Origin of the sequence: Corynebacterium choanae, from assembly GCF_003813965.1 — a bacterium.
In the GTDB taxonomy this organism is placed as follows: domain Bacteria; phylum Actinomycetota; class Actinomycetes; order Mycobacteriales; family Mycobacteriaceae; genus Corynebacterium; species Corynebacterium choanae.
Genome location: NZ_CP033896.1, coordinates 14253 through 26093, shown reverse-complemented (window position 1 = coordinate 26093; position 11841 = coordinate 14253). Strand labels below are relative to the sequence as shown.

At 57.2% G+C, this 11841-nt stretch carries 9 protein-coding genes and 2 tRNA genes; 5 read left to right on the top strand and 6 right to left on the bottom strand.

Features of this window, described 5'->3' with window-relative positions; translation table 11 throughout:
- Positions 1 to 50: 50 nt before the first annotated feature.
- From CCHOA_RS00100 to CCHOA_RS00085, 4 genes are all read left to right on the top strand, one after another.
- Positions 51 to 755, top strand: coding sequence for a cation efflux transmembrane domain-containing protein (locus tag CCHOA_RS00100; protein ID WP_123925574.1), 705 nt, complete (start codon positions 51 to 53; stop codon positions 753 to 755).
- Positions 756 to 985: 230 nt separating this feature from the next.
- A complete protein-coding gene (locus tag CCHOA_RS00095) occupies positions 986 to 1918 on the top strand; it encodes an ABC transporter substrate-binding protein (RefSeq protein ID WP_123925572.1) in 933 nt (310 codons plus the stop codon).
- A 264-nt stretch (positions 1919 to 2182) separates the two neighbouring features.
- Positions 2183 to 3103, top strand: coding sequence for an amino acid ABC transporter permease (locus CCHOA_RS00090; protein ID WP_123925570.1), 921 nt, complete (start codon positions 2183 to 2185; stop codon positions 3101 to 3103).
- 120 nt (positions 3104 to 3223) lie between these two features.
- A complete protein-coding gene (locus CCHOA_RS00085; protein WP_123925568.1) occupies positions 3224 to 3997 on the top strand; it encodes an amino acid ABC transporter ATP-binding protein in 774 nt (257 codons plus the stop codon).
- Positions 3998 to 4247: 250 nt separating this feature from the next.
- On the opposite strand, the gene CCHOA_RS00080 is transcribed toward CCHOA_RS00085, so the two are convergent.
- Both CCHOA_RS00080 and CCHOA_RS00075 read right to left on the bottom strand, forming a co-directional pair.
- Positions 4248 to 5327 (bottom strand): alpha/beta hydrolase, encoded by a 1080-nt coding sequence (locus CCHOA_RS00080; protein WP_164472321.1) that lies wholly within the window; start codon positions 5325 to 5327, stop codon positions 4248 to 4250.
- A gap of 450 nt (positions 5328 to 5777) precedes the next feature.
- The gene (locus CCHOA_RS00075; RefSeq protein WP_245992141.1) at positions 5778 to 7319 is read right to left on the bottom strand and encodes a succinic semialdehyde dehydrogenase; all 1542 of its coding nucleotides are present in this window, start codon (positions 7317 to 7319) and stop codon (positions 5778 to 5780) included.
- A gap of 397 nt (positions 7320 to 7716) precedes the next feature.
- Here CCHOA_RS00075 and amn point away from each other — a divergent pair, with 397 nt between their 5' ends.
- Positions 7717 to 9324 (top strand): AMP nucleosidase, encoded by a 1608-nt coding sequence (gene amn, locus CCHOA_RS00070; RefSeq protein ID WP_123925563.1) that lies wholly within the window; start codon positions 7717 to 7719, stop codon positions 9322 to 9324.
- Between the two features lie 179 nt (positions 9325 to 9503).
- Here amn and CCHOA_RS00065 read toward each other — a convergent pair whose 3' ends face one another.
- From CCHOA_RS00065 to CCHOA_RS00050, 4 genes are all read right to left on the bottom strand, one after another.
- Complete coding sequence (locus tag CCHOA_RS00065; protein ID WP_123925561.1) at positions 9504 to 10472, bottom strand: hypothetical protein; 969 nt, start codon at positions 10470 to 10472, stop codon at positions 9504 to 9506.
- 359 nt (positions 10473 to 10831) lie between these two features.
- A tRNA-Ala gene (locus CCHOA_RS00060) sits at positions 10832 to 10904 on the bottom strand.
- A gap of 37 nt (positions 10905 to 10941) precedes the next feature.
- Positions 10942 to 11018 (bottom strand) — tRNA-Ile (locus CCHOA_RS00055).
- Between the two features lie 184 nt (positions 11019 to 11202).
- Positions 11203 to 11547, bottom strand: a complete 345-nt coding sequence (locus CCHOA_RS00050) for a DUF3566 domain-containing protein (protein ID WP_123925559.1) — start codon at positions 11545 to 11547, stop codon at positions 11203 to 11205.
- Between the last annotated feature and the right edge of the window lie 294 nt (positions 11548 to 11841).

Here is an 11841-nt window from a genome sequence, read left to right as displayed (position 1 = left end):
TACGTGCGAGTTGTGTCCCACTTACGAGCGGATAAGGATGAGAAGCTGACATGTCGAATGGTTCTGCTGTTCCAGCACTGTCTGCACAGGAGCGCACGACGCTCCAGCGGCGCGTGCGGCTAATTGTGGCGTTCACGATCCTCTACAACATCGCTGAGGCGGTGATCTCGCTGATCGCAGGGGGTCGCGCCGATTCTACTGCTTTGGTTGGCTTCGGTCTCGATTCTGTCGTCGAAGTCGCCTCCGCGGCGGTGGTGGCTTGGCAATTTAGCCGCAAAGATCCGGAGCGCTACGAGCAGCAAGCGTTACGTGGTATCGGGATCGCGTTCTTCCTGCTTGCCGCCTATGTGGCAGTCATATCGTTGGCGGTACTCTTCAGCATTGTGACCCAGCCACGTCCCAGCACGTTAGGGATCATCATCGCGATCGCCAGTGTGGTGATTATGCCCACGATCGCCGCCGTTGAGCGCACCACCGGGAGGCGTCTCAACTCGGCAGCAGTGGTCGCCGATTCCCGTCAGCTTATGGTGTGCTGGTATCTCTCAGTGGCACTGCTCGTGGGGCTGCTCCTGAATACCTGGCTGGGTTGGTGGTGGGCTGATCCACTTGCCGGCTTGTGTATCGCCTATTTAGCCTTGCGTGAGGGGCGGGAAGCCTTTGCCGGTGACAGTTGTGCCACCACTGGTATGCGGGTGATGCTTGATCCGGCCGGGGCGAAAGCACCTGCTTGCGGGGATTGCTGCCACGACGACTAGGTCGACTGCCAACACACCCGGTCACCACCTCTGCCGATCACCCATCTGCCGATCGCCCCTCTGCCGGTCATCGGCCACCTGCTTGTGTATTGTCCAGCGTTGCAGCGCCACGTGTCGCGGGTTTATGGGGCGAATCGTCTTCCCCACGGGTTGGGGTCAATCGCAGTGCGGCGAAACCCACCTTATGAAGTTTTTTAAAAGTGACTTAAGTATTAGTAAACTTAACCCCCATGGAAGCGTCTTTTTCCCCCGGCCGACAGCTGCGGCACTGGTTTGCCCTGCTCGGGGCGGGGCTTGTCGCGGTGGCTACAGCAACCGGGTGTGTCACCAATGAGGAACATGGGGTGCCCGACGGATGGCAAGAACCCAATCCGGCACCTGTTGCCCGGGTGGTTGATCTTGTGCCGGAGGATATCCGGGCACAAGGGGTGGTCTCTATTGGGACGAATCCGCCGTTTGCCCCCGCAGAGTTTAAAGATTCTGCCGGCACCATCATTGGTTTCGACATTGATTTGGCGCGGGCTGCTGCCAAGGTGATGGGTCTTGAGCTTTCCGTTCAGGATCAAGACTTTGCCATGATCCTGCCTGCCGTCAACGCTGGTACGGTCACCTTTGGTGCGAGCGGGTTTACCGACAATGAGGAACGCCGCAAGTCCTTTGACTTTGTCGACTATTTAACCGCCGGTATTCAGTGGGCGGCACGCACCGGTCAGCCAGTTGATCCGGACCATGCGTGTGGGTTAACCGTTGCGGTGCAGCGCGCCACAGTCTCTGACACCGACGATGTGACCGCCAAATCAGAAGCGTGCGTCGCCGCAGGGCAACCGCCGATTACGAAACTTGCGTATGAAAGTTCCGACGCAGCCGCCACAGCGCTGATCTTGGGTCGTGCTGATGCGTTTTCCGCCGACTCGCCGGTTGCCGCCTATGCGGTTGCCCGCTCGGAGGGAAAAATTGAGCTTGTCGGGGAAATTTTCGATGCTGCCCCCTATGGGTGGCCGGTGAAAAAGGATTCCCCGCTTGCCCCTGCTCTTGCTGCTGCACTCGATGAGCTTATTGCTTCCGGGGAGTATGCGCGCATCCTGCAAACCTGGGGTATCAGCGAAGGACTGGTTTCGGAAGCACGCATTAACGGCACTACCGACGGGGTGCCACCCCGCTAGCGGGCATGTGCAGGCAACCTGACCTAGCTGTTTGCGATAGCCATACTCCCAGGTGTGGACGTGCCCAACCACGCACCAGCAGGGCGGTGTCTGCGGCATGATGCGCCTTGTTCTTTCTTGCTACGTGGTCGTTATTGCTCCTGCGTTACGGCTGATGCTGTTGGGTGCAGATGAACTGCTGCACCGTATCTTTCTTGGTTTTTTATCTTCCATTCCCACGGTATTTTTCATTCCTACTCGTTTCACAAGACTTGGTGTTCTCCGATGACTGACAACCCTCCTCACGATGGTGTTTCCGCCACTATCCAGGCAAAACAGCAACCGCATCCGGGCCGCTGGATCGGTGCGATTGTGCTGCTTATCCTCGTGGTGCTTTTTGTTATCTCTGCCGCGAAAAACCCGGCCTATGGCTGGGAAACCTATCGGCAATATCTGTTTGATACCCGGGTCGCAGCTGCTGCCACGCACACCATTGCGCTGACGCTCATCGCCATGGTGATCGGTGTCGTTTTGGGGGCAATCCTGGCAGTGTTGCGGATGTCGCCGAATCCGATTCTGCGCATGGTTTCGTGGGCTTATTTGTGGATTTTCCGCGGCACCCCGGTCTATGTGCAGCTGGTGTTTTGGGGTTTGCTGGGGGCGATCTATGAATCGATTAATCTCGGGTTTACCCAGATCAGCCTCGAGTCGGTGTTGTCGAATACGTTTATTCTTGCCGGCCTGGGGCTGGGATTAAACGAATCAGCCTATATGGCTGAGATCGTTCGCGCGGGTATTCAGGCCGTCCCCGAAGGACAGACTGAAGCTTCGAAAGCGTTGGGGATGAGCTGGTGGCAGACGATGCGCCGCACTGTCCTGCCGCAGGCTATGCGCATTATTATTCCACCGACCGGCAATGAACTCATCAGCATGTTAAAGACCACTTCCCTGGTGGTGGCGATCCCTTACACTGGCGAATTGTTTGGCCGCAGCATGGATATTGCCAATAGTTTGTTTGAGCCGATTCCGCTGCTGCTCGTGGCGGCAACATGGTATTTGGCGATTACGAGCGTGCTCATGGTGGGCCAGTTCTATTTAGAGAAGTATTTCTCCCGGGGGGCGACCCGGCAGCTTACCGCCCGGCAGTTAGCTGCCCTCGCCGATGCTGAAGGGAAACCCCCAGCCAATGTGGAAGTGTCGAGCTAATGCATTACAACGCCGACTTGCCTCTTTGCTCACCTGCGGGCAGCACCTTCGAAGGTGTCCTCCCCCCACTAGTGTGCGCCAACTGATCACCACCCATTTCGCGACAAGGATGTTTTAGCGATGACCAATCCGACTATCCCGATGATTGATGCCCGTAATGTTGAGAAACGCTTCGGTCAGTTGACTGTGCTGCGCGGCATTACATTAACCGTCAATCCGGGCGAAGTGACTTGCCTCATCGGCCCTTCCGGGTCGGGGAAGTCAACGTTTCTCCGGTGTGTGAATCATCTTGAGAAAATCAGTGGCGGCGAGCTGTATGTCGACGGGGAGCTGATGGGCTATACCCGGAAAAATGGGACACTCTATGAGGTGTCGGATCGGGAAGCTGCCAAGCAGCGTGCCGATATTGGCATGGTGTTTCAAAACTTTAATCTTTTCCCCCATCGCACCGTGCTGGAGAACATTATTGAAGCCCCGGTGCATGTGAAGAAGCAGCCGGTCGCAGCGGCGAAAGCCAATGCGCACAAACTGTTGGATCTCGTTGGTTTAGCGCACAAGGCCGATGCCTATCCTGCTCAGCTTTCTGGCGGGCAGCAGCAGCGAGTGGCGATTGCCCGGGCAGTCGCTATGGAACCGAAGCTGATGCTCTTTGACGAGCCGACTTCCGCGCTCGACCCAGAGCTGGTGGGTGAAGTGTTGGCTGTGATGCGGAATCTTGCCGCGGATGGTATGACGATGCTCGTTGTCACCCATGAGATGGGATTCGCCCGGGAAGTAGCAGACACGGTGGTGTTTATGGATGGCGGTGTGGTGGTGGAACAAGGCCCACCTGAGCAGGTGTTGGATCATCCGCAGCAGCAGCGTACCCAAGCGTTTTTATCTAATCTGCTGTAGGCAAATAGCACCCTTGACTGCGGGTTATACCGCACCATAGCAACACAGCGGCTGCCGGCCAAGCACTTGATGCTGAGGCGGCAGCCGCTGATGTTTTTTTAAGTTGTGAAGTGTGCCTTGGTGCGACGATCACCGGCGGGTGGAGGATGCACACGTTTCTTTTGTTGCTTGTCACTCCTGGCAGGTCATACGACAAGAGACTGTGGCCAGATGCCGTATTTATGCTGTTGTGCCGGTTGTTGCTGTTGGGTTAGCCAACTTTTTCCAAGTAGCGGTGCTTGTGTTCAGCGAGGAAGCGCACCCATGGTTCCCAGGTATGTAACCCGCGGGATGGATAGTATTCGAGTGGCACGCCTTGCCGGCGAGCTTTATCGACGAAGGAGTCGGTGGCGATACGGATGAGGCGTTCCCCCACAATGGACTGCACGACAGCGGTCGGGCCGGGATAGTGATCCCCGGGAGGTAAGGTGCCATCACCGGCATAGATCATGACATCAAGGCCGTGGAGTGCCGGAATAGAGGCGACGGGATCCATTTTCTCCATATTGGAGGAGAACCCGGAGGAGCCGTAGAGCTCCCACACTTGTCCGCCGCCAAACAGGGAAGCAGTCAGCTGCACCATCACCACATAGAGCAAGCTAGAGAACACCCGCGGGTCGATGAAGCCGCTCAGTGCGGTGGTTTGCACGAATTGATCCTTGTGGCGGGCTGCCAGTGTTAATGCTGGCAGCGCCCCCATGGAGATCCCCACGATCGAGTTGCGATGCGGGTTGACTCCGAAGTGTTGATGCAACCAGTGGGGCAGCTCCCCGGTGAGGAACGTCTCCCAGAGGTGGACTTCGACGGGCAGGATTTGGCCGGAGCCTTCCGTGGATACCCCGGAAGAGATTGCTTGGCCGGGCATTGCCCAGTCGGCATAGAATTGGCCGCCCCCACCACCGGGCATCACCAAGGTGACGTTGTCGTCAATAAAGGTGTCCATTGCTGGGGTGCGCGCCCAATAGTTGTCGTCTTTTGGCGCTTCGAGTCCGTCGAGGAGCCACAGGCCGCCGTCGCCCCCGTATTTCGCAGGAAGGACGAGCACTGGCATGTTGCGCTGGTGTGCGTTTGACCACACCCAGCATTTTTGGATCCAGTGGCCGTGGACATCCCAGTCACAGCCGGGGCGTAGCCAGTCCCGGTTGCCGGCAGCCTGGGCGGGGGTGACCAGGCCGGCGACCACAGCGACGCTGAGCAGCGCGGCGAGTATCCAGCGAACTGGCCGTGCCGACAGACCGACCAGTGACCCAACACCCGTGTGACGGGTGTGACTGATGTGATGGATGTTCATGGTGTTACACCTTACTTGGCTGGGTGGCAACCTGTCATCTGACACGGCGCACAAACACATACCCGCCACACCCCATCGAAACAGCAGCACCGATCCACCACACAAAGCAACTATGCGCGGCCGCAGCAATAGCGCCAGCAAACAATGTTGTTGTGACGAGCAACAGCACCGTGCAGGTACCCCGTGAAGAGAAAAAGCCACTGCTTGCTTTCGCTGCACCACACCGCAGTGGGTGTACCACCCCGACAGGCAAATGTGGACGGGCAGGCGGGAATACTTCAACTATCTGCCCGCAGCCGGGCAATGTTACGCATCTTCCCCGGCACAGGGTGACACAAAAACAACACAGGAAGCGGTCGCCGGCCAGCGATCGCTTCCTGTGTTCGAGTTCTTCCTGCGGCAGTAGTGCACCTTCCGGTGTGCACCTAGCACAGCAGCACGTGACTGCTCCTAGCGCAGCACATATTTGCCGTATTTCATCAACTTCGACAACCCGGTGCTAAAGGTGCTGCCGGTGAGGTTTTCCGGTTTGTGCACCAATGCCGGCATAAACCGCTGCTCAGCGATAGTGCGCGCTTCGGTGAAGGACAATAATCCTTGATCACCGTGGCGGCGCCCCACACCGCTTTGCTTCCATCCACCCATCGGCGCATCAGCCGAAGCCCACGCCGACACATAGCCGTCGTTGATACACACCGAACCACTATTGAGTCGCTGCGCCACTGCAAGCGCCTGCTTCCGGGAACCAAACACGGAAGCATTCAAGCCATATTCGCTCTCGTTAGCCAGCTCAACAGCCTCATCAACAGAGGTCACCCGCTGCAAATACACCACCGGACCGAAAACTTCTTCAGTCCGCAAAATAGCATCATGCGGCACATTTTCTAGCACTGTCGGGGCATAGAATGCCGGACCGATATTGCTCAACCGCACCCCGCCGGTAAGGAGCGTGGCACCGCGCTGCACCGCATCTTGAACAACCCCGTCGACTTCCTCAACGTGGTTCGCCGAAATCAGCGAACCCATGTCGATCTCCCAGGATTTACCGATACCGACAGACATTTGCTTCACATCGGCGAGGAACCTACGTTTGAACTCGTCATAAATATCGGTGTGCACATAGATCCGCTCCGCGGAGATGCACATCTGCCCCGAGGCGGAAAACGCCGCATGCCGCGCACCGCGGGATGCTTCAGCGATATCTGCATCCGGCAACACAATCATCGGATTCTTACCGGACAATTCCGCGGTATAACCGATGAGCCGCTCCCCGGCGACTTGCCCCAAAATCCGGCCGGTTTTCGTCGACCCAGTAAACATCAAATAGTCACATTGGGCGGCAATAGCCTGCCCCACTTCAATACCAATACCTGGCAGCACATGAAGCAGACCATCCGGCACACCTGACTTCAACAGCAGCTCACCGGCAGCAAGTGCTGTGTGGGGGGTGTGCACATCAGGTTTCAGCACCACCCCGTTGCCCGCAATAAGTGCCGGAATCACATCGGCGACCGCAAACGACAACGGATAATTCCATGGGGCGATCACCCCGACCACCCCCACCGGGCGGCGTTGCACCACTGTCCGATTGAGCAGCGGCATCGGCCCGCGGGCGCGACGATCACGCAAAATCCGCGGGGCCGAAAAACCATAATGCCGGGCAGTGTTCGCAGTGTCGAGGATCTCTTCAAAGGCACTCGAACGGTTCTTCCCAGTTTCCGCCTGGATCACATCCATCAGCCGGGACTGGTTTTCCATCACCAAGTCGTGCAGCCGCAACCCAATTTTTGCCCGCTGCCGCACCGGGACTTCCGCCCACTGCTGTTGGGCTTTGCGGGATCGCTGAAACGCGATATCTACATCCTCTAAACCATGTGCGGCCAGGGTACCGACCACCCGCCCATCGCTCGGGGATGTCACCACAATATCGGGATTGCTGCCCATCGAATCTGCCTTCATATCTGTCGTATTGTCGTTGAGAGAAACACCCACCACCATCCACCCTGCAAGGCTGATGCTTCTTCGGGGTAGCCACAGCTGTGTTTCACAACGAGGGGTGTCTACTAGCAGCCAAGCCTACAGTGTCAAGCGGTGTGCAGAAGTATCCAGTGCTGCACCTTCATCATAAAAGGCACCGCAAACAATGGCTAGTAGATGACCGCAGGCTCATATAGTCACCGTGCACACACCGCCCCACCTTTCCCCCTGGTGGCTCTGGCAACCTTCCCGTTATTGCATTCAGGCAACACACATCTGGTTGCACTGGCAAAGGCACAACGGTCACAACATTGCTCGCCCACCTTGGGCGAACGGCAGGTGAATTTCCGGCCAAATCTTGCCAACATCTGCTATCGCTTTGCGGATAGTTGTTACTAGCATCAAAGAGGAGATGAATCAGCACATAACCCCCCACAGCACAGCCCCCACACCATCCGACCGCAGTGCACAGCCAGCAAACCATGCCACCTCAGCAGCGACTTGGGATGCCCCAGCTCATCCACTCACCTGGGACCAAGCCCGCCTTCAGGCCACAGCTATTGTCGCCGAATTGGAAGACCGCTATCAGCGCAGTGTTGACGCCGCCGAGGCTATTATCAACGACACCACCCTCAGCTGCGGGGAGGCTGGTACACGCTGGCAGCAGGTGACCTATCCGCAGCTGACCGTCACCATTACCCGCTGGCGACCAATTGATCGCACCGCCCCCTATGGCTATGTCGATGCACCAGGGCGCTATACAGCCATCCTCAGCCGCCCGCAGCTGCTTGCACCATATTTCATCAACCAGCTCACCCATCTCCTGCACAACTATCCTGCGGCAGTCACTGTCACCAACTCGCAGCAACGGATCCCGGTGGAATATTTACCACTGCCGCTGCATTCGACCATGGTTGATCGGATTACTACCTGGCGGGCGGAACAAACCGCCACCGGGGAAGCTGCAATTGCTCACCCAAGTTTGGATGATGTTGATGATGGCATTATCGACGGCAGCTGGGAGGCCTTCCACCACGGCGACAAGCCACTGTTTCATTTTTCACCCGCCCGGGTTGATATCGCATTACAGCGGATCATGCACTACACCGGCAATCCGGTGGAAGATTTGCAACACTATTTGCTGTTTACTAACTATGCGATGCACACAGAACAGTTTGTGCATCTCGCGCTCGACCGGCTTGCCGACCCGACCACCCGCTACACGGGGCTGCGCCTGCCTAATGGGGAACTCCTCACCCGGGAGCAGGTGCTCACCCGGTTTCCTGCCGATGCACCCGCCGATGAGACGATCGCTGCTGTCACGGCAGCTGCCGCCACGAATCGGCAAATGCCACGGGTGGATCTTATTGCCAATGACAGCACCGGGGTGTCGCTGATCAATATTGGGGTAGGTCCGTCAAATGCGAAAACAATCACCGACTGTGTCGCTGTGCTTCGCCCCGAATGTTGGATCATGATTGGGCACTGTGCCGGACTTGATGGACGGATGCGCATTGGGGATTTGATCCTCGGCAACGCCTATCAGCGGCATGACCATATTTTGCATCATCATCTTTCCGGCGATATTCCGATTCCAGCCATCCCAGAGATTCAACGCACCCTGGAAAAAGCTGTGCAACAGGTTTTTGGCAGCAGCCAGTCACTGCTGCGCACCGGCACGGTGCTTTCCACCGATGATCGCAACTGGGAATGGCATACCCCGGAGAAATTATGGAAGTTACTGACTGCTTCAACTGCGGTGGCGGTGGATATGGAGTCGGCAACGTTGGCCGCCAATGGCTACCGCTATCGGGTGCCGTATGGCACGTTGTTGTCAGTGAGTGATCTGCCGCTGCATAATGTGCCGAAACTTCCCGCCCAGGCGCAGAATTTTTATGCCTCGTCCAAGCGTGACCATGTTGCCTGTGCATTGTTGACCGTCGAGAAGCTGGCTAGTAAACCGGGTAAGCTGCACACCAGAAAATTACGGCGCACAATCGCAGAGGTTCCTTTCCGCTGACGCGCCGCAGGCCCCCGGCCAATAGTCGCAACCAACTGGTGTGACTGATGTTGACCCATCATCCGCCGTCACCCGGTTTCGTGGAATCGCACCCGACATGCCGCACCAGCAGTCATCAGATCAGGCTGCGGCATACTTCCTGCATTGGCATATACATACTTACTGCATCGGTATATGAGTTAGCGTCCCAATAGCCGCTTGAGCCACGACGATTGGCGGGCATGCTCGGAGGGGTTAGGGCGGCTTCCAGTGGGGTGCGGTGGTAAGGACGGTTCCTGCCCTGATGCACGAGCCGGTGATTGGATCGTTTCCTGCTGCGTGGCAGTCTCACTAGCAAGTGCCCGGCGCCTGGCTATTTTTTGCCCAACCATGATGGTTGATCGGTTTGATTTCGCCTGTGCTTTGCTGCGCTTGTGGCGCAGCTTTTTGGTTTGCCGTGTTACTACCGGTATCCAGGTCAATGGCTGCGCCACATGGTGCATTGCGGTAGCTGTCGCGAGCTGGGTTGCTACTTTATGCCACAGGTGAAGAAACGACTCGCCGGCAAAATCTGAAGGTGGCAGCGCAACGAGTGTCTTTATTCCGGCAGGGGTGATCAACCAGGTGCCCGGATGGGTGAGTTTTGTCAGCTGCTCCGCGGAGACTGCGGCCAGCTGGGCGGCGGAAACACTTGCCGCCGATGAGCGCACCCCAAGATTGTGTGCTACCAGATCAAGGGGATCGCTAAATTCCACTGCCGCTGGGAATTCATAGTAGGCGCTCCCGATTAGCCCCACCGGTTTGCCGAGTGCTTCCCGATACTCCCAGTGGCTGAGTTGTTGGGCGATTCGCTCCTGATTCGCGACGGCACCGGCCGCGATAATCAGCACAACCTCTGCTGTGGTTTGCCGGATCGCTTGGGCAACCAATATCCCCAGATCGCTGGGAAGTGCCCCTCCCATGCCCGGATAGTAGTAGGCAACACCACCGGTGTCGTGGATGATTCGTTCACAATCCCCGTCCAAGCGTTCAGCCGCGAACACGATGACACCGTGTGGTGGAATGGTTTGTTTCAACAGGGAGGCGAAGGTGCGCTGCAGATCCATCCGAGTGCAGTCCGTGTCCGCATAGACGCAGGCAACAATTGATGCGGGGGCGGAGTGAGTCATAGCCCCACTGTAACGGCAATCCACCCATGTGGCAGGGCAGACACCCACCTGTGCACCAGTATCCGCAACTGGCAGACCTTAGAGCCAACTTTCGATCCCGCCAGGCAGGGCTAGGCCTCTATGGCGCATATGTAGAAGGGAGTAGCTCAGCAATCACACACCCGGCAAGTGATACCGATGTGTGCTTTGCACTGATACGAAAGTCTTGCCACCCGAGGTGCCACGAACGCTGGAAGCGCCCCCATTGTGTCCCCCAAACCCCTAAGTCCCCCTGGTGTCCTTGCAACCGAACTTACTGGTGGCGAAGTGTTCAGGGGACGAAAAAGTCCCCTACCTGCTATCAGGTAGGGGACTGATTGTGGAGCATAGGAGAATCGAACTCCTGACCTCCTGCTTGCAAAGCAGGTGCTCTACCAATTGAGCTAATGCCCCAAGATCATGAACGTTATGGAGTGTACCATACTATTCATGGTGGGCCTAGCAGGATTCGAACCTGCGACCTCTTCGTTATCAGCGAAGCGCTCTAACCGCCTGAGCTATAGGCCCCTTGAACGAGAAGAAACTTTACAGTGTCGCCGTAAACTTTGGCAAATCGGCAAAACATGGCGCCGCAATACCCGCCCTGAACTGCAGTGATGCAATTTTGCCGAAGTCATCTGGCAGCGTCGGTTACCCACTGTTCGGTGGTGTGGTGGATCCGCGGCATCATCACCTTGTCGGTGGTTCGCAGCTAGTCCAGCATGTCGACGTGCAGTGTGATTCCACCAAAGAGTTCCACAAGACCGTTGTAGATCACCGCAATAAGCGGTGCGAGCACCGTGGTGACAATGGCGGCAAGCGACCCCAGCAGGCTGGCGATCGACAACACGGTACCGAAGGTGACGATCTCATCGCCGCCGGCACCACCAATGACTTCGTTGAGTTTGGCCCAGATTCCTGCCGAGTCGAGGGCAAAATACAAAATGATGACGCACAAAATCCAGGCAGCAAGACCTGCCAGGGACAGCGCTAAGCCGGTGCGGAACGCAGACAGCGGCGAAATCCGGTGAATAGCGACCTTGCGCAGCGTGTGCATAATTCGACAATGCTCCTTGACGAGTAAACCAACGATTAAGGCAGCTGAGCTGACACCAGGGAATGCTGCCTGTGCGGGTATCAACAACCGTCGATGGTTGCCCACCACCGGTGTCCCCAGCCGCAACCACCAGAGGGATTCCTTGCCGCTGCAGAAAACCTTGCGGGCAAAACCACCTTGTTGATGGGGCTGTCACATCTACTCTAGCCGGGTCGTTGCCGGATACAAGGAAACTGGACGCAAAAACCGATACCGTAGCGCAGCACAAGCGGTGCCACTTTCGGCAAACACCTG

Bases quoted from the DNA above. Each gene is read 5' to 3' on its own strand.
- CCHOA_RS00100 (WP_123925574.1), top strand. From the start codon at position 51: ATGTCGAATGGTTCTGCTGTTCCAGCACTGTCTGCACAGGAGCGCACG.
- CCHOA_RS00095 (WP_123925572.1), top strand. From the start codon at position 986: ATGGAAGCGTCTTTTTCCCCCGGCCGACAGCTGCGGCACTGGTTTGCC.
- CCHOA_RS00090 (WP_123925570.1), top strand. From the start codon at position 2,183: ATGACTGACAACCCTCCTCACGATGGTGTTTCCGCCACTATCCAGGCA.
- CCHOA_RS00085 (WP_123925568.1), top strand. From the start codon at position 3,224: ATGACCAATCCGACTATCCCGATGATTGATGCCCGTAATGTTGAGAAA.
- CCHOA_RS00080 (WP_164472321.1), bottom strand. From the start codon at position 5,327: ATGAACATCCATCACATCAGTCACACCCGTCACACGGGTGTTGGGTCA.
- amn (WP_123925563.1), top strand. From the start codon at position 7,717: ATGAATCAGCACATAACCCCCCACAGCACAGCCCCCACACCATCCGAC.
- CCHOA_RS00065 (WP_123925561.1), bottom strand. From the start codon at position 10,472: ATGACTCACTCCGCCCCCGCATCAATTGTTGCCTGCGTCTATGCGGAC.
- CCHOA_RS00050 (WP_123925559.1), bottom strand. From the start codon at position 11,547: ATGCACACGCTGCGCAAGGTCGCTATTCACCGGATTTCGCCGCTGTCT.